16 protein-coding genes are annotated in these 19,517 nt (G+C 35.4%); 15 read left to right on the plus strand and 1 reads right to left on the minus strand.

The genetic code is table 11. The features are described from left to right. Positions 1 to 2 precede the first annotated feature (2 nt). The 14 genes from sprA (at position 3) to EZM65_RS05120 (ending at position 16,685) form a co-directional block, all read left to right on the plus strand. Positions 3 to 7,250, plus strand: coding sequence for a cell surface protein SprA (sprA, locus tag EZM65_RS05055; protein WP_136667458.1), 7,248 nt, complete (start codon positions 3 to 5; stop codon positions 7,248 to 7,250). A gap of 68 nt (positions 7,251 to 7,318) precedes the next feature. Further along, positions 7,319 to 7,699: a glycine cleavage system protein GcvH gene (gene gcvH, locus EZM65_RS05060; protein ID WP_136667459.1), complete on the plus strand. Its 381-nt coding sequence runs from the start codon at positions 7,319 to 7,321 to the stop codon at positions 7,697 to 7,699. Then, on the plus strand, positions 7,671 to 8,060 hold the full coding sequence (locus EZM65_RS05065; protein ID WP_136667460.1) for a VanZ family protein: 390 nt from the start codon (positions 7,671 to 7,673) through the stop codon (positions 8,058 to 8,060). Before gcvH ends, EZM65_RS05065 begins: the two co-directional genes overlap by 29 nt. A gap of 56 nt (positions 8,061 to 8,116) precedes the next feature. After that, complete coding sequence (gene deoC / locus EZM65_RS05070; protein WP_136667461.1) at positions 8,117 to 8,860, plus strand: deoxyribose-phosphate aldolase; 744 nt, start codon at positions 8,117 to 8,119, stop codon at positions 8,858 to 8,860. A gap of 15 nt (positions 8,861 to 8,875) precedes the next feature. Continuing rightward, positions 8,876 to 10,975: a gliding motility protein RemB gene (locus EZM65_RS05075; RefSeq protein ID WP_136667462.1), complete on the plus strand. Its 2,100-nt coding sequence runs from the start codon at positions 8,876 to 8,878 to the stop codon at positions 10,973 to 10,975. 52 nt (positions 10,976 to 11,027) lie between these two features. Beyond that, complete coding sequence (locus EZM65_RS05080; protein WP_136667463.1) at positions 11,028 to 11,444, plus strand: hypothetical protein; 417 nt, start codon at positions 11,028 to 11,030, stop codon at positions 11,442 to 11,444. A 165-nt stretch (positions 11,445 to 11,609) separates the two neighbouring features. Further along, positions 11,610 to 12,512 (plus strand): heme o synthase, encoded by a 903-nt coding sequence (gene cyoE, locus EZM65_RS05085; RefSeq protein ID WP_136667464.1) that lies wholly within the window; start codon positions 11,610 to 11,612, stop codon positions 12,510 to 12,512. Beyond that, positions 12,513 to 13,094, plus strand: a complete 582-nt coding sequence (locus EZM65_RS05090; protein ID WP_136667465.1) for a cytochrome c oxidase subunit 3 — start codon at positions 12,513 to 12,515, stop codon at positions 13,092 to 13,094. A 40-nt stretch (positions 13,095 to 13,134) separates the two neighbouring features. After that, positions 13,135 to 14,112 carry a cytochrome c oxidase subunit 3 gene (locus EZM65_RS05095; protein ID WP_136667466.1) on the plus strand — a complete coding sequence of 326 codons (978 nt, stop codon included), beginning with the start codon at positions 13,135 to 13,137 and terminating at the stop codon, positions 14,110 to 14,112. A gap of 19 nt (positions 14,113 to 14,131) precedes the next feature. Then, a complete protein-coding gene (locus EZM65_RS05100; protein WP_136667467.1) occupies positions 14,132 to 14,482 on the plus strand; it encodes a cytochrome C oxidase subunit IV family protein in 351 nt (116 codons plus the stop codon). A 75-nt stretch (positions 14,483 to 14,557) separates the two neighbouring features. Beyond that, a complete protein-coding gene (locus EZM65_RS05105; RefSeq protein WP_136667468.1) occupies positions 14,558 to 15,232 on the plus strand; it encodes a hypothetical protein in 675 nt (224 codons plus the stop codon). Position 15,233: 1 nt separating this feature from the next. After that, a complete protein-coding gene (locus EZM65_RS05110) occupies positions 15,234 to 15,917 on the plus strand; it encodes an SCO family protein (RefSeq protein WP_136667469.1) in 684 nt (227 codons plus the stop codon). Further along, positions 15,917 to 16,459 (plus strand): DUF420 domain-containing protein, encoded by a 543-nt coding sequence (locus EZM65_RS05115; RefSeq protein ID WP_136667470.1) that lies wholly within the window; start codon positions 15,917 to 15,919, stop codon positions 16,457 to 16,459. The genes EZM65_RS05110 and EZM65_RS05115 overlap by 1 nt, the downstream gene beginning before the upstream one ends. Then, positions 16,449 to 16,685 (plus strand): hypothetical protein, encoded by a 237-nt coding sequence (locus tag EZM65_RS05120; protein WP_136667471.1) that lies wholly within the window; start codon positions 16,449 to 16,451, stop codon positions 16,683 to 16,685. Before EZM65_RS05115 ends, EZM65_RS05120 begins: the two co-directional genes overlap by 11 nt. A gap of 5 nt (positions 16,686 to 16,690) precedes the next feature. Here the strand turns inward: EZM65_RS05120 and EZM65_RS05125 are convergent, their stop codons facing one another. After that, positions 16,691 to 18,001 carry a DUF4403 family protein gene (locus EZM65_RS05125; RefSeq protein WP_371682987.1) on the minus strand — a complete coding sequence of 437 codons (1,311 nt, stop codon included), beginning with the start codon at positions 17,999 to 18,001 and terminating at the stop codon, positions 16,691 to 16,693. Between the two features lie 193 nt (positions 18,002 to 18,194). On the opposite strand from EZM65_RS05125, the gene EZM65_RS05130 reads away from it, so the two are divergent. Further along, a complete protein-coding gene (locus EZM65_RS05130; RefSeq protein WP_136667473.1) occupies positions 18,195 to 19,517 on the plus strand; it encodes a TolC family protein in 1,323 nt (440 codons plus the stop codon).

Below are 19,517 nucleotides of genomic sequence, written 5' to 3' on the forward strand. Positions count from 1 at the left end.
CGTTGAAAAATTTTTTTTCTTATACTTCGGACTTTTCTCTCAAAAGCAGTTTTTTAACACTGTTTTTCTTCGTTTTCAGTAATTCTTATGCTCAGGAAGTTAACGATACTGTAAAAGGATATAACAAAGGAAGTATTGAACTTGCTAATCCGCAGAGTATTCTTGAGGCATATACGTACGATCCCGTATCTGATAAATATATCTATACAAAATCTTTTGAAGGGTTTAATATAGATTATCCCATAGTTTTATCGCCGGAAGAGTATCATAATCTGATTCAAAAAGAAGCAATAAAAAAGTATTTCAAAGAGAAAGCCGATGCTGTTGCCGGACAAAAGAAAAAAGCGGAAGATAAGAAGAAGGATTTACTGCCCAGATATTATATCAAATCAGGTTTGTTTGAATCCATTTTCGGAAGCAACACGATTGATATAAAACCTACCGGTACCGTTGAGATTGATTTGGGAATCCGTTACACAAAGCAGGATAATCCGGCTTTCTCACCCCGTAACCGCCGGATGTTTAATTTTGACTTCGATCAAAGGGTAAGTTTGAGTTTGTTGGGGCAGGTTGGAACCAGATTAAAAATAAACACCAATTACGATACTGAATCTACTTTTGCATTCCAAAATCTAATAAAACTGGAATATACCCCAACGGAGGATGATATTTTACAAAAGATTGAAGTAGGTAACGTTAGTATGCCTTTAAACAGCAGTCTGATCCGCGGATCACAAAGTTTATTTGGTTTTAAAACCCAGCTGCAGTTTGGTAAAACGACTTTTACAGGAGTTTTTGCAGAGCAAAAATCTCAAACAAGAACAGTAACTTCACAAGGCGGTGGTCTGGTTCAGGATTTTGATATGTTTGCTTTGGATTACGATGCAGACCGACATTTCTTTTTATCACAATATTTTAGAAACAATTATGACAAGGCACTGGAAACTTACCCGGTAATCAATTCGAGAGTGCAGATTACACGTTTGGAAGTTTGGGTGACCAACCGCCAGAACAGGGTTACAGCCTCACAGGACGGAAATAACCTGAGAAATATTGTGGCATTGCAGGATTTAGGTGAGGCGCAGCAAAGTGCTTATCCGGATGATTCAGAAATAATAGGATTGGATGTAATTCCAGCTGGTTTTTTTGGGTCTACACCACCTGATTCACCGGTTGATAACGGCAATAATAATTTTGATCCTGATAAAATTGGGAATGGAGGCAATCTGACAGACAAAATCAGAGAGGTTTCCGCTTCTGCTTCCGATGCATTTACAGGGGTAAATCCAATACCAAAAGAAGGTGTTGATTATTCAAAACTAGAAAATGCAAGGAAATTAAATCCAAACGAATATACCTATCATCCTCAGTTAGGATATATCTCATTAAACCAGCGTTTGACAAACGATGAGGTATTGGCAGTCGCTTATCAATATACGATAGGCGGCGAGGTTTATCAGGTTGGAGAATTTGGTAACGACGGTGTTGAGTCAACTACAATTGACAATACAGATACGCCTGTTACTAAAGCTTTGGTTTTAAAATTACTTAAAGCCAATCTGACAAATGTTGATAAACCTATCTGGAATTTAATGATGAAAAATATTTATCAGATTCCGGGAGCTTATCAGTTGGATCAATCCGATTTTAAATTTAATATCCTTTATACTGATCCGTCACCGGTTAATTATATTACGCTTTCAGCACCACTTCCAACAAATGGTGACTTAACACGTATGCCTTTGCTGAAAGTGTTCAGTCTGGATAAATTGAATGTGAATAATGATCCTCAAGCCGGCGGAGATGGTTTTTTTGATTTTATTCCGGGTATAACTGTTGATACTCAAAATGCAAGAATTGTGTTTACAAAAGTCGAACCTTTTGGTAAATACCTATTTGAGAAGTTAAAATCTGATTCAGATCCAGTTGATCAAGATTATGATGGTGATCCGGCAACTAAATATAATGCTAACCAAAGAAACTTTGTTTTTACAAGTTTATATAAAAAAACACAGGCTGCAGCTCTTCAGGACAGTGAGAAAAATAAGTTCCAGTTAAAAGGGCGTTTCAAATCTTCCGGAGGTGAGGGTATTTCACTGGGAGCCTCAAATGTGCCCAGAGGTTCTGTGGTTGTAACTGCAGGAGGCAGAGTGCTTCAGGAAGGAGTTGATTACAGTGTAAATTATCAAACAGGTCGTGTTCAGATTTTGGATCCGTCATTACAGGCATCAGGAACTCCTATACAGGTCTCTGTTGAAAACAATTCTGTTTTTGGTCAGCAAACAAGAAGATTTATCGGATTAAATCTTGAGCATAAATTTTCTGATAAATTTCAGATTGGCGGTACTTTATTGAATATGTCTGAAAGACCGTTCACACAAAAAACAAATTACGGTCAGGAATCGGTGAACAATACCATTTTTGGAGCAAATGTAAATTATTCTACAGAAGTACCATTTTTAACCAGATTGGCAAATAAACTCCCAAATGTGGATACAGATGTGCCTTCGAACCTTTCATTCAGAGGAGAAGTAGCCTTTTTGAAACCCGGAGCTTCAAAAAATGACAGGTTTGAAGGAGAGTCAACTGTTTATGTTGATGATTTTGAAGGGTCGCAGTCAACAATTGATATGCGTTCCCCTTTAAGCTGGACTTTATCCAGTGTGCCTGCCGATTTTCAGGATGCTACTGATCCGGATTTAAGCTACGGCTATAAAAGAGCGAAATTATCATGGTATACTATTGACCCAATATTTTATACAGGTCAGCGTCCGGCTGGAATAGATAACAATGATATTTCCACATACGACGGACGTAGAATTTATTTAAACGAACTATATCCTAATACCAATGTAGCGGCAGGTGAGCCAACGGTAATCAACACACTGGATTTAACGTATTATCCAAAAGAGAGAGGGCCTTTCAATTTTAATCCGGCAGCAACTAATAATCAAATGCCGATACCACAGGATTCATTTGGCGGGATTATGCGTTCTATCAATACGACAAATTTCGAACAGTCCAATGTTGAATATATTCAGTTTTGGGTTTTGGATCCTTATCATAATAATCCTAATGTTTCACCGACAAATTCAGGTAAACTGACTATACATCTTGGTGAAGTTTCAGAGGATATATTAAAAGACGGAAAGAAACAATATGAAAACGGTTTACCGGCTCCTGGGTCAAATACTAAAACATATCAGACAGATTGGGGTAAAGTTCCGGCAAATCAATCGCTTATTTATGCTTTTGATGCAGATAATGCCAACCGTAATGTTCAGGATGTTGGTTTAAACGGTCTTAATGATATTGAAGAGAATACTCAATTTCCGGATTTTTCAGGTGATGACCCTGCTCAGGATAATTATCAGTATTATTTGAATGCCTCGGGTACGATTACTGAACGGTATAAAAAATATAACGGTACTGAGAAAAATTCACCAACAGATGTTTCTGATAATAACAGAGGGAATACCACCACTCCTGATGTTGAGGACATAAACCGCGACAATACAATGAATACTATTGAAGGTTATTATGAATTTTCATTAGATATTAAACCAAATGTAAAGGAAGGCGATCCTTATGTAGTTAGTGTAATGACAACAACACCTCCTAATAAACTGCCTAATGGAGACAATCCGGAGGTAAGATGGATACAGTACAAAATTCCAATTAGTGACGGTGTGCCTGTAGGAGGAATTTCTGATTTTCGTTCAATCCGTTTTATGCGTATGTTAATGCATGGCTTTAATGATCAAGTTACATTGCGTTTTGGAGCGCTTGATCTGGTTCGGGGTGAATGGAGAAGGTATCTTAGCCAGCTAAATCCATCAATTCCTGCAGTAAAAACAGGTTTTGATGTCCAAGGTGTCAATCTGGAAGAAAATTCTGATCGCAGACCTGTTAGATATGTAATGCCACCGGGAGTGCAGCGTGAACAAATTAATAATAACAACACGGTTGTAAATCAAAATGAGCAATCGCTGGCTTTAAGAGTGTATAAAGGAAGTGGTCCGGATGGGGAAGCATTAGTTGACGGTGATTCAAGAGCAGCATTTAAAAATGTAAGCGTGGATATGCGTCAGTATAATAAACTCAAAATGTTTTTGCATGCTGAAAATTTCCCGATGATAAAAAATGATGCAGAGGTTAATGATGATCTTAAGGATGAAGAGTTGGTAGCTTTCTTACGTTTTGGTAATGATTTTACGAATAATTATTATCAGGTGGAATTGCCTTTAAAACTGACAAAGATTACATCTGTGAATAATGTTATCAGTGATCCAAATTTAATTTGGCCTTCTGAAAATGAAATTGATTTGAATTTAGCAGCATTGTCTAAACTAAAATTGGATAGCTATAAAGCGTTACCGGGTGATCTTGATCCGGATGATAATACTTTTGCTAAGCTGGCATCTGAATATGGCGGATCATCAAATCCTAAATTGAAGATACGTGTAAAAGGTAATCCTAATATTGGTTATGTGCGTACTTTAATGGTAGGTTTGAAAAACCCTAAAGATTCTGCGCCTAATAACTTGCCTGAAAGCGGTGAAGTTTGGTTCAATGAGCTTCGTCTGGCCGATATGGACAATAAAGGTGGTATGGCCGCTATTGCCAGTCTTGATACTAATATGGCTGACTTACTGACAATGTCGGCAACGGGCAGAATGGGGACAATCGGTTTCGGTAGTTTGGAACAGACACCTAATGAACGCAGCCGTGAGGATATGTGGCAGTATGATATTGTGACCAATGTTAGTTTGGGTAAATTATTACCCAAAAAATGGGGAGTAAACCTGCCGTTCAACTATGCTGTAGGAGAGCAGACTATTACACCTGAATACGATCCTTTATTCCAGGATTTAAAATTAAAAGATGTACTCGATAATGCTGCAAATGATCAGGAAAAAGAAGCGATAAAAAAACGAGCGGAAAATTATACAAAACGTAAGAGCATCAATTTTATTGGGGTTAAGAAAGAAAGAGGTGCTGAACAGAAACCGCATTTTTATGATGTGGAGAACTTAACATTGTCATATTCATATAATGAAACGCAGCACCGTGATTTTGAAATAGAAAACGCCTTGGATCAGCAGGTAAGAACATCAGCTGATTATAATTATGCATTTAAACCAAAAAGTATCGAGCCTTTCAAGAATGCTAAATTCATGAAAAAAAGTACCTATTGGAAAATGTTAAGCGATTTCAATTTTAATTTTATGCCTAATAACATTAATTTTAGTTCGAATATTTTACGTCAGTTTAATAAACAACAGTTTAGGCAAGTGGATGAAACCATCGTGGTTGGTTTGGATCCGCTTTATCGCAGAAATTTTATGTTTAATTATAATTATGGTTTAAATTTTAATCTGACTAAGTCTTTGAAGTTGAATTATACTGCAGCTTCGGGGAATATCATCAGAACTTATTTGGACGAAAATAATAATTCCAGCAATGACTTTACCGTTTGGGATGATTTCTGGAATATTGGAGAGCCTAATCAGCATAACCAACAGCTTACAGTAAATTATGAATTGCCTATAAATAAGATTCCTGCACTTTCTTTCATCAAGTCGGATTATACTTATACCGGGGATTACGCATGGAACAGAGGGAATATAAATCTAAGGGAATTCCGTCCGGATCCAACGAATAATCCAAGTTTAGTTTACGATTTAGGAAATACCATTCAAAATGCAAACTCACATAAGTTGTCCACCGGATTTACGATGTCTGCTTTGTATAAATATATCGGACTGGTAAAGTCTTCGGAAAGGGTTAAAAAACCTAAAACGCCTATTACTCCTCCGGTAGCTCCTAAACCAGGAGAAAAAGTAGTGGCAAAACCAAAAGAAAAACAGGAAAAGCCAAGTGTTTTAGTTGATGGATTAATCGGTCTGGCTACAAGTATTAAAAACGTTCAGGTGAATTATACGGAAACAAATGGAACAATGTTGCCGGGATATTTGCCTTCTGTAGGGTTTTGGGGATCATCCAAGCCGTCTTTAGGTTTCGTGTTTGGTATGCAGGATGACGATATCAGGTATGAAGCAGCAAAAAGAGGCTGGCTTACGAATTATCCTGAATTCAATCAAAATTATACCGAAGTTACCAATAAACAAATTCAGGCTACAGCAAATCTTGAGCCTTTCCCTGATTTAAAAATTGATTTGACTGCTGATAGAACTGTTGCCCGTAACTATACGGAACAATATGATGCTGAATTTGATGAATATGAGCCTCGCTCACCTTATAATACAGGGAATTTTTCTATTTCCACCATTATGATAGGGACTGCATTCCTGCAAAGCGATGAGAATGGGTCTGTTGCTTTTGAAGCATTCAGAAACAATCGTTTGGAAATAGCTGATAGGCTTGCTCAACGAAGAGCTTCTTCTGATTTTACTTATGATCCTAATGTGCGTGATGCTGATGGTTTTCCTATTGGTTATGGTAAAAACAGTCAGCAGGTTTTGCTTCCGGCCTTTTTGGCGACTTATACAAGTGATTTTAGAAACGCTTCAAATGTCCCTTTAGGTTATAACAGAAACTTTCCGCTTCCTAACTGGAATGTGAAATATACTGGTTTGATGCGCTATAAGTTCTTTAAGGATAAATTCCGTCGTTTTTCTTTGCAGCATGCCTATAAAGCGGCCTATACTTTAAATGCTTTACGTTCAAATTTTGAATATGATAAGAATCCTGATGAAGTTGACGATAGTAAAAATTTTGTTAGCAAAACATTAATCGGTAATGTTAACCTGACTGAGCAGTTCAGTCCGTTGGTTCGTCTGGATTTTGAAATGAAAAACTCAATAAAGATCTTGGCTGAAATGAAAAAAGACAGAACTTTATCGTTGAGTTTTGATAACAATTTACTTACTGAGGTGAAAGGTCTTGAATATGTTGTTGGTTTGGGATACAGAATCAAAGATGTAAGAATAAGATCCAGACTGGCTGAAAATGCTTCGGGTGTAGTGAAGAGTGATATTAATCTAAGAGCCGATTTTTCATACAGGAATAATAAAACCATTGTAAGGAATCTGGATTATGACAATAACCAGCTTGGTGGTGGTCAAAACCTTATTTCTGCTAAGCTGACAGGTGATTACAAATTTAGTAATAACCTTACCGCATTGTTTTATTTTGACTATAATTTCAATAGAGCTGTTATATCCACAACATTCCCTATTACCAATATAAGATCGGGGTTTACACTGAGATATAACTTTGGAAATTAATTTGTGAAATACTATTGATATTAAAGTAATAGTTATACTTTTGTTTCAAATTTGAAAAAATTAACACAATGAACATACCAACTAATTTAAAGTACACAAAAGACCACGAATGGGTTAGCATTGAAGGCGATGTTGCAACAGTAGGAATTACAGATTTTGCTCAAAAAGAGCTGGGTGATATCGTATATGTTGAAGTGGATACTTTGGATCAAACTTTAGCTAAAGATGAGGTTTTTGGAACTGTTGAAGCAGTAAAAACTGTATCTGATTTATTTTTACCGTTATCAGGAGAAATTATTGAATTTAATGAAGAATTAGAGTCAAACCCTGAATTGGTAAATTCTGATCCTTATGGAGCGGCTTGGATGATTAAAGTTAAAATCTCCGAAGCTTCAGAAATAGAGTCTTTATTGTCAAGTGATGATTATAAAAGCCTTATCGGAGCCTAATAAAAATTCGGTTTGGCTGGCTTTAGGATGGACAGTCATGATGCTTTTGCTTAGTTTTAAAGCACCTTCTGTAAATCCAAAATATATATTTCCTAATCAAGACAAAGTGGTGCATTTCATGTTCTACTTTGTCTTTGTTTTTTTGTGGTACAGGTATCTTTATTTTTTAAAGCAAAAAGGAGTAAAAATAATTGTATTTGTTGTTGCTCTGGCGGTAATGACAGGTATTGGAGTGGAATTCCTTCAGGGGGCGCTCACCCGGGACAGGCATTCGGATATTTACGATGTTTTGGCCAACTCTCTGGGAGCAATTACCGGAGCGTTTTTTTCTCTTTCAATTTTAAAGAAAGAAAAACCATAGAAACACTTCCCACCTCGGTGGGATTTTTTATTTTTATAGTCTTAAATTTTTGAATCATGGATATCAGACAATATTTAGACTCTACTTATTTAAAAACAGCGTATCAGGCCAATCTTACTGAAGAAGAGAACACTCAGGTTGTGAAAAATACTATTCAGGAAGCTATTGAAGAGGATTTTAAATTGGTTATGATTCGTCCGGAGCATGTAAAAATGGCCCGTAAAATGATTGATGAGACTAATTCCAGAGTTGTTGTGGGTACTGTAATTGATTTTCCATTTGGTTCTTCCTCAATTGAAAATAAAATAAATGAAGCCGAAATTGCCATAAAAGATGGTGCGGATGAGCTGGATTTTGTTGTTAATTATGAAGCTTTCAAAAAAGGGGATGTCCATCTTATAAAAGAGGAGGTACTGTCAGCTACGCGGTTAGGACTGCTTAATCATAAAATTGTTAAGTTTATAATTGAAGTGGCGGCTTTGTCTGATGATCAGATTATTCAAATATCTTCATTGATTAAGAATACCGTTGTTGAAAATTTTGGAAAAAGTGATTATCCTAAAATATTTGTAAAATCATCAACAGGTTTCTATAAAACACCCGAAGGAATGCCCAACGGAGCCACAATTCCAACGATTACTCTGATGATTGAAAATTCGCACCCGCTTCCGGTGAAAGCGGCCGGTGGAGTAAGAACTTTGGAAGAGGCTTTGGAAATGATCCGTTTAGGAGTCAAACGTATAGGTACCTCTGCAGCAAAAACCATTGCTGATGGTAAAACTTCTGAAGGAGGATATTAAAATTAATCGACTTAAATGAAAAAAATACTTTTCGCTTTATTTATAATAGCTTTTCAAAACGTTTTTGCACAAGTAAATAATCAGGAAAAATTTCCGGTTTTTCCGGCTTGCCAAAATACTTTAAATAAGGATTTGGAGCTTTGTTTTTATAATCAACTGGAAGATTTTGTGTATAAAAATTTCCAGATACCCGATGTGGTTAAAGAGAAAGATTTTAAAGGAAAGGTTATTACGCTTTTTGAAGTGGACACAACAGGTATTTTTAAAGTTTTGTATGTTGACGCCATTTATCCGGAATTGATTGAAGAGTCTAAAAGGGTATTTTCTGTTTTGCCAAAAGTTGAACCTTCAACGTATAACGGAAATCCTGCATATGCAAGATATACTTTGACAACCTATATTCCACTAAAGAATCCCGCTGAAAAAAAAGAAGATGTAATTACTTCTGAAAAAATTCAGGTTGGACTGAAAGATGAAAGTAATGAATTTGAATCTGTAAAAAAAGAATATAAAAAGTTTGATAATCCTCAGTTTAAAAGTCATTTGAATATTCCTTTATCGCACAGTTATTATGCGCAGTTCGACGGATTTATGAATCAGGTAGGTACCAACAGTCATACGGGTTCCAGACCATTTACGTATAATGAGGTTGTAAAATATTATGATTTTAATGCGGTAAACGATAAAATCAAATTGAATAAAACAGGCTGGTGGGGCAGGAAATTGTTTAATGAAAATCTGGTTGCTATTCAGGGGGAAGACTATTGGTTTACAATGAATCCTGTCTGGGATTTACGCTTAGGTAAGACTTCTCCGGAAACTGATGGTTTTACTTATAATAATACAAGAGCAATTCAAATACAAGGAGGTTTAGGTGAAAATCTGACATTTACTTCTTCTATTTTTGAAAGTCAGGGTTTCTTTGCCGAATATTATAACAGACTCTCAATTTCACAAAAGCCATCCGGTGGTAATCCTGCGATAATTCCTGGAATTGGTATAGCCAAAGATTTTAGAGGGAACCAATTTGATTTTCCTTCTGCAGATGCCAATATTTCATATACGCCCAGTTCGCATTTGAATCTTCAGTTAGGATATAGCCGGAATTTTATAGGTGATGGTTATCGTTCGTTGTTGGAAGGAGATGGGGCCAGTCCTTATCCGTTTGTAAAGATTAATACAACTTTCTGGAAAATTAAATATACCAACACCTATATGTGGCTTAAAGATGTCCGTCCGGCAGTCACTGCCGAAAAGACTTACGCCACAAAATATATGGCGAATCATTATTTGAGCTGGAATGCATCCAAAAGGCTGAATATAGGTTTCTTTGAATCGGTTGTATGGTCAAATACAAATAACAGAGGGTTTGATATTAACTTTGTGAATCCTGTGATTTTCTACCGTTCCGTTGAATTTTCCTCTTCTTCAAAAAGTGGAAATGCGGCATTGGGATTGACAACAAAATACAAATGGAGCAACAGTGTGAATTTTTATGGACAGTTGCTGATAGATGAATTTGCGGTTGGTGATATGTTTGGCAGTGATAAAAGCTGGCGCAATAAGATGGCGTATCAGATAGGAGGAAAATATTATAACGCTTTCGGTGTGCCGAATTTATATCTGCAGGCGGAATATAATATTGTGCGGCCTTACGTGTATTCGCATAGTGAAGTGCTTACGAATTATGGTCATAACAATCAGAGTATGGGGCATAACTGGGGATCAAACTTAAGTGAATTGGTGGCGATAGCGCGTTATAATAAAGGGAGATTGTTTGGAGAGGCTAAATTGAATCTTGGAGTCAGAGGTTTTGATTTTGATACAGCATCAGATACTAAAAACTATGGATCAAATATCTATAAAGATTATGATGATCAAAGATTTGCTGACAAAGGTGTGAAAGTTGGTCAGGGAAATAAAACGAATATTTTTATGGCAGATCTAAATGCCGGTTATCTGGTGAATCCAAATGCTAATTTGAAGCTTTTTGCTAATTTTATTTATCGAAATTTCAGCCCGGCTGCAAACACGGCCACTGTGTTTAAAGAAAATACAACCTGGTTCTCAATCGGACTGCGTTCAGATGTGTTTAACTGGTATTTTGATTATTAAAAGGAAATGGGAAGAATGATTTTTATGGATTATTGAAATAGGATTTGATTTGATGTTTTTGAAAGTAGAAATCAGGAAAATTGTTGATTATATTTTTAACGATGGTCACCACGATAATGATGTTAAAGAAATTTATGATAATTATTTTACATCTTGTGATTTTGAAGTTTTTTCAAAATCATTTGTAAAAGTTTGTGGTGAAAAAATTATGCTTTTTGGGTCAAATAATATCAAATTGAAAAATGAAGTAAATTCAGATGATTCTTTTTTAAGTGAAATTGCTGATAAATTTGATTTAATATTAAAAATAGATGGTTTTAGTTTAAAATGTGTTGTTGAGAATCATTTTTTTGATGATTTTTTCTTTCTTAATTACGATGAAAAATATATAATCATATACGGCCTAGGAGGAAGTAAATTTGTAGAAAGTATATATATACATGGGCTTTGGGAAGTTTTGAAAGATTAAAGTTTAAAATTCCCGGGTTTATAATCAAAATATTATTTTCGATTTTTTGCTAAAATTTTTTGTTTCTTCAAATTTGGAATGTTTCTCTAGTTAATTAATCTCATGCAAAACTTTTAAACTTTTAAACTAAAGACTATCTTTGCATCGATTTTTAAAAATATTGCCTTGAGCACTGTAAATTCTACTTTTTCATTAAAATCTATATTTCTTGACTTCAAAGAGATCACCAAAGCGGGTCTGGCTGTCAGTGTGGTATTTTCCTCAGTGGCCGGATATTTGCTTGGAGTTGAGGAAATCAATCAGCAAAGTCTGATAACGCTGGCTATGCTTGCTGTTGGCGGCTATTGCATGGTGGGAGCCTCTAATGCTTACAATCAAATCATAGAAAAAGATCTGGATGCCTTAATGGATAGAACTAAAAACCGTCCTATTCCTTCCGGCAGAATGACAGTTACTGCTGCTTTTGTAATTGCTTCGGTTCTCGCGGTTCTTGGAGTTGTGATTTTGTATAATATCAATGAGAAATCGGCTATGTTTGGCGCGATTTCAATATTTTTATATACCAGTGTCTATACGCCTCTAAAAACCAAAACACCGCTTTCGGTTTTTGTTGGAGCATTTCCCGGAGCAATTCCGTTTATGTTGGGGTGGGTTGCCGCTACAGGTGAGTTCGGGATTGAAGCCGGTACTTTGTTTTTAATTCAGTTTTTCTGGCAATTTCCCCATTTCTGGTCTATTGGCTGGTTTTTATATGATGATTATAAAAAAGGAGGTTTTTTTATGCTGCCTACAGGAAATAGAGATAAATCAACGGCTATGCAGACGATATTGTATACTTTGTGGCTGGTGGTTGCTTCGGTATTGCCTAGTTTCGGATATACAGGCCAGTTATATTTAACAGGTGTTTCTGCAATTATAGTTTTGCTTTTAGGTTTTTGGATGCTGTATTTTGCTGTCAAACTCTATCAGGAACAGACTGATAAGGCTGCCAAACGATTAATGCTGGTGAGTGTTTCGTATATCTCACTGCTTCAAATAGTATATATTTTAGATAAATTTTTACGATAAATGGAACTTTCTATACAAGAAGAGAAACAGAAAAAAGCGCGTTCATACAAGCTTATTCTGTTGTTTGGAATGCTGAGTATGTTTATGATGTTTGCGGGATTAACCAGTGCTTATCTGGTGAGTGCTTCCCGTAAAGACTGGATTCATGAAATGATTTTACCTCCGGCTTTTACAATTAGTACGATTGTGATTATTATGAGCAGTGTGACTGTTCACTTTGCTAAAATGGCAATCAAAAAGGACGACCGGAAAAATACAACAATATTTTTATTGGCTACTTTGCTTCTTGGGTTGACATTTGTATTTTTTCAATTCAAAGGCTTTAGTCAGGTAATTGATATGGGGTATTATTTTACAGGAAGTGAAAGTACTGTGACTACTTCGTTCTTGTATATGCTTACATTATTGCACCTGGTGCACCTTTTTGCAGGCGTTATTTCGCTTTTAATTATAATTTATAATCATTATAAACAAAAATACAACTCATCTCAAACCACTGGAATTGAGCTAGGTGCGATGTTTTGGCACTTTTTGGACTTTCTTTGGGTGTATTTGTTTTTGTTTTTGTATTTCGTAAAATAAGAAAAAAACGTACATTTGACAACTTTTTAAAATGAATTCTATGGCAACGACAGTTACTACAAGTACTGAAGGTAAAGTTTGGGGCGGCGGAAACGAGCCTTTGAAAGCGAGCTATGGTAAACTGATGATGTGGTTCTTCATCGTATCAGATGCTCTAACTTTCTCTGGATTCCTTGCTTCTTACGGTTTTTCAAGATTTAAATTTATCGAAACTTGGCCTTTGGCCGATGAGGTGTTTACACACTTCCCATTCATGCACGGAGTTCCTGCGCCAATGTACTACGTTGCATTGATGACTTTTATCCTTATCTTTTCATCAGTAACTATGGTGTTGGCAGTTGATGCCGGTCATCAGATGAAAAAAGATAAAGTGGCGGTTTACATGTTCTTAACTATCATTGGTGGTTTGATTTTCGTTGGTTCTCAGGCTTGGGAATGGAAAAACTTCATCAAAGGAGAATATGGAGCTGTGGAGACTAAAGGCGGGTCAATTCTGCAATTCGTTGACAAAAGCGGGAAAAGAGTTGCTTTACATGAATTTGCGGTTGCTTTGCCGGAAGAACGTGTGCAGCACAAACGCAGCAATGGTTTGTGGTACGAAGATGAGCCTGCATTGACGTCTGTGTCAGTTGCTGAAGTAGTGGCTGGTTTTAAAGCTAATGAGAATGTTTTAGTGCGTTCTGAAAAAATAGATCAGACTACTAAACAAAAAATAGTTTTATCCCGTGAAGAGTCACTTGCTCATTTGGAATCAGCTGTTTCTGTAATTGAAGGGGCTAATCTTAAGCAAAATGAGTACGGAAATAAGTTGTTTGCTGACTTCTTCTTCTTTATTACAGGATTCCACGGATTCCACGTATTTTCAGGGGTAGTTATCAATATTATCATCTTCTTGAATGTGCTTTTAGGTACTTATGAGAGAAGAGGTAGTTATGAAATGGTTGAAAAAGTAGGTTTGTACTGGCACTTTGTAGATTTAGTTTGGGTGTTTGTATTTACATTCTTCTACTTAGTATAATAAAAAAATATTAGATCTTATGGGACACGCACACGAATCTAACGTAGGTAGAATTTGGAAGGTTTTTGGAATTTTATCTTTAATCACAATAGTAGAAGTTGCTTTGGGTATTTATAAGCCGCATTCGTTACTTTTTACAAACGTGTTGGGAATGAATTTACTTAACTGGATATTCATTATTTTAACAGTAGCAAAAGCATATGGAATTATGTGGGCATTCATGCACTTGGAAGGTGAAGTGGCAGCACTTCGCTGGTCTGTTGTAGGTCCGCTGGTATTTCTTATCATATATTTAGTGTTCATCTTATTGGTAGAAGCTGATTATGTATTTGAGGTGTTTAGAGATTCAACTATCAAGTGGAATTTTTAACAACATATTAATTCATAAAGAATCCCGATTTAGTCGGGATTTTTTTATTTTTGTACTCTCTTAAATTCCTCTCTAATGAATAAGAAACTTATATTGATTGTATTGTTGGTTTTGCCAATAGTAATATATCTTATCTTCGCATCTGCGACTCATAATCAGCTGTTTTTGCCTACTTTGTCAAAAAATAACAGGGAATTGCCTGACTGGAAATCGTTGAATGGCGAAAAAGTTTTTTTAAAAAATAAAATCACAGTAGTCGGATTTATTGGTGACAATATAAAAGAAGCTCAAGGAAACATATTTAATTTGAATCAAAAAATATACGATAAGTATGTTGGTTTCAAAGATTTTCAGATTGTTTTGATTGCTGTTGACGGAAGTCAGGACAAAGTCAAAGCGCTGTTTGAAAAACTAGCCGGATTTACTGAAAACTTATCTGGTTACAAAGTTGTTTTTGCGTCTAAACCTGAAATACAAGCCTATTTCGATTCTTTTAATCTGAAAGGAAAACTGGATGCCAACTGTGCAACGTCAGAAGTCTATATCATGGACAAAGACATTAATCACAGGGGACGAAAAGGGAAAAATAAAGAAGGTAAAGAAGAATACCGTGAAAGTTATAATGCTGTTTCTGCAGCAGATTTGCATAACGAAATGACCGACGATGTTAAAATTCTATTACGCGAATACCGTTTGGCATTAAAACGCAACAAGAACAAAGAGAACTTCCGTTTACACGAAAAGAAATAATATGAAAAATAAATCCTACATAGGCGTAAGTTTTATAATTCTGATTTTTGGAATTTTAGTGATTCCAAAAATTGTCCAAAGAATTAAAAATGGAGAGATTGTAAAAGATGAAAGGTTAGGGAAAGTCGCGGACCAAGGCACTGGTAAAAGTGATCTTTATGAAGTAGGGAAATCTCCTTCTTTCTCGTTAATCAATCAAAACGGTAAAAGTATATCAAATGAGGATTACAAAGGTAAGGTATATGTGGTTGAATTCTTTTTTACTACCTGTCCTACGATTTGCCCCATTATGAATAAAAACATGAAATTGGTTCAGGACAGTTTTGCATCCAACGCAAATTTCGGGATTGCTTCAATAACAATCAATCCTGAAAATGATACACCTGAAGTATTGAAGGAACATGCCGAAGGGTTACAATTAAACGGTATGAACTGGCATTTTTTAACTGGAGAGCAAAAATATATTTATGAAATAGCTCAAAAAGGTTTTAATCTTTATGTTGGTGAAAACAAAAAGGCGAATGGCGGTTTTGAACATTCTGGAATGTTTGCTCTGATCGATAAGGAAGGAAATATCCGTTGCCGTAAAGATGATTTTGGCAACCCTATTGTATACTATGATGGTTTAAAACCTGAAGGAATCAAACAAATTAAACAAGATATATCAAAACTTTTAGCAGAATAATGGAAAATACTAATATCGAAAAAAAATATAACGTTTGGATCGTAATTTTATCAGTGGCTATTCCTCTGGTGGTTGCATTATTATTTAAGGTAAAGCTAAAAGATTTTGGATTTGATGTCAAACCTTTGTCTTTTTTGCCTCCTATTTATGCAACAATCAACGGAATCACTGCTGTGCTTTTAGTCAGTGCAGTAATAGCTGTGAAAAACGGCAACAGAGTATTACATGAGCGTTTAATGAAATCTGCTATAGCATGTTCTGTTGCATTTTTAGGGATGTATGTAGCGTATCATATGACTGCGGAAGCAACTCCTTATGGCGGTACTGGATTAATGCGCGGTATCTATTTCTTTATCCTGGTTTCGCATATAGTACTTTCTATCGGTATTATACCATTGGTGCTGGTTACTTATGTAAGAGCGCTTGCACAACGTTTTGACAGGCATAAAAAAATTGCAAAAATTGCATTTCCGCTTTGGTTATATGTGGCTGTTACAGGAGTTATTGTATACTTAATGATTTCACCTTATTATGTTAATTAGTCAAAAATTGAAAATAAAATTTACATTTCTTATTTCTTATTGCCTATTGCCTATTGCTTCAAATGCCCAATGCGCCATGTGCCGTGCTTCATTGGAAAGTACAGGAGACACTGCTCAGGCTGAAGCAGTGAATGACGGAATAGTTTACCTTATGGCAATTCCGTATATTTTGGTTGGAATTGCAGCTATTTATATATATAAAATGTATAAGAAAAAAAGAGCTTAAAACTTTTACATTCCATTTACATTAACACGGATAGTTCCTGTTATATTCAGGAAGCCTATAATGGCATGATTAGTCAGGTGCACTTTGCCAAAAGTGATTTCGCCCAGTTTTCCATTCACAAACACCCCCTGCATAGGAGAATAGTTGTTCAAATAGTGTAAAATGTTTTTCTTGCCTTCTTCTAAATTAGGTATAACCGAATAACGGCAGTTCTCTTTAAGTTTTAATAAAATCATACTCTGAAACATCCAATTGGCTGTTTTCATGAGTTTGCTCTTTGTTTCTAAAGCATAATCAAGATCCTCAAAATAAAATTCTTTCTTTTCACTGTCGTATTTAGGAAATCCTGACAAATAGATTCGGCCGTTTAAACTTCCCAGCATATCCAGTGCAATAATCATTTTTCCGTTTTTGTGCCAGATTTCAACATTTTGAATGGTTACTTTTCTTTTACCCGAAGTAAATTCTTTTCCTTTAAAATTGGCATTCATTAATCTGGAAGCGTCCTGATATGTGGATACGGCTGCGATGTTGGCCAGAACCTTGTCCGGTAAATTGCTTATCGGTTTCAGTGCAATTTTATTTTTGTCAAAAACAGCTTTCGGTTTATGGCCTACATACGATTCCATCAGGCATTTTAGTCCCACATTCATGCTCACCGCGTTTTTTTCAAGCTTTGCTTCAGTTGCATATAATTCCTGTGGAGTAACTTTTAACCAGGTTTGATAGGTTTTACTTATTTCTACGGGTTCACTGGTCTTTTGCATCATCTCTAAAATATTGGATTTAAAATCTAAAGTTTTGGCTAAAGAATTATCGATGAGTCTCTCAATCTTGGATTTGAAAATACGGATTGCCGGATTGATTAGATAAGTGATTTTTACATTACTGCCGGCTATAGTAACAGTGGGGCTTTCATTCCATGAAATGGTTTCTAATTCTGTTTCAGTTGTGATTTTCCAGTTAGACATGCTTACAAAACTTGTCAAATCTACATTGCCGTTAAGGTTAAATTCTCTTATATCGTATAAATCCAAACCAAGTGCTGATGTTCCATATTTAACTTTAGCCCATATTTTTAAGGGAACTATAGTTTTAAGTTTTCCTTCTTTTTCCTGAATGGTAATAGGAGCATTCTTCCATATTTTAATTTCTATCTTGTCATCTTCAAGATTGTTATCCTCATAGATTAAACCATTTAAAGCTTTGTTGGTCTGGTTTTCTATGTCTTTTACAGATAGATTGATGGGGAAACTTATATAAGAAGATGTGATAGGGTAGGTAATCGGAGCCGCTTCGTCAGGTTCAGGTTTCATGAGTTCTATTTTTTGTGTGGATGAGCAGTTTTGAAGCAAAAAAGCAAGTATGGAAATTCTAAAAACGTTAGAAAGCTGTTTCATCTGTTTGTGTGATTTGACACAAAAATAAAATTATTTTCTTTCAGGTTGTAACAAATCAACAGCGTAGTAGTCTAATTGTTAAAATTATCTAAAGCGAGATTTCAAACTAATGAAAAAACAAACTATATTAATTGCATTACTTTCCTTCTTTGCGATATCATCTTTTGGACAAACAAAAAAATGGAGCCTGGAAGAATGTGTAAGTTATGCGTTGCAAAATAATATTAGTATCAAGCAATCTGAATTGGACATAAAAGATACAAAAGTGGATGATTTAGAAGCAAAATCATCTTTTTTACCTACTTTAAATGCCAATGCAAACTATAACGTGAACACAGGTGCGAATATTAACCCAACTACTAACCAGTTTTCAAATGAAACTTTTAAATCATTTTCATCTGGAGCTTCTGCTGGTATAAACTTGTTTAGTGGACTTCGTAACTGGAAGAATGTTCAAAGAGTTAAATTAAATGCTATTGCCACTTCGTATAAGCTGGATAAGATGAAAGATGATATTTCCTTGAATATCGCGAATGCTTATTTGCAAATATTGTTCAATAAAGAACAGTTGAAAGTGATTCAGAATCAGAAAAATATAACTCAAGAAAATATTAATAGAACAAAAGAGTTAATTGAAGCAGGGACTTTGCCTAAAGGAGATATGTATGAGCTTGAGGCTACGCTGGCTAATCAAGAGCAACAATATGTTACAGCAGAGAACACCTTGTTTATTGCTAAAATCAATTTAGCACAAATTTTAAACTTAAAAGACTATTCTAGTTTTGACATTGCAGATACAGATTACAGCGTAAAACCTACTGTGGTGTTAGAAGAAAAGCCAGAAACCATATTGAGTAAAGCTAAGAGTATAGTGAAAGATATTAAAATAGCTAGTTCAAATCTTGAAATAGCAAAAAAGGATGTTGAAGTTGCTCGTTCTTCTTATTACCCTACATTATCCGCTTTCTTAGGTTACAATAACAGATGGTCTAGTAATTTTCCTATGAGTTTTATGGATCAAATTACTTTATTTGATGGTACTGCTTATGGTTTGCAATTAAATGTCCCTATTTTAAACGGATTAGCATCAAGAACAAGAGTAATGCGAAGTAAACAAAACGTAGAGAGAACAAATTTACTTTTACAGCAATCTGAATTGGATTTGGAAAGAAATGTTTATCAGGCGTATAACGATGTTTTAAATGCCAAAAAAACATATGAATCAGCTTTGAAAACATTAGAAGCACGTCAGAAAGCTAATGAGTTTTCAAAGGACAGATACGAAGTAGGAATGTTAAATGCCTTTGATTATTCTCAATCTACTTCGGCGCTTGAAAATGCGCAATCAGAACTTCTACGAACAAAATACGATTATATTTTCAGAACTAAAATTTTAGAATTCTATTTCGGGATTCCTATTATTCAAAAATAA

Origin of the sequence: Flavobacterium sp. H122 (genome assembly GCF_004959765.1) — a bacterium.
Lineage (GTDB): Bacteria > Bacteroidota > Bacteroidia > Flavobacteriales > Flavobacteriaceae > Flavobacterium.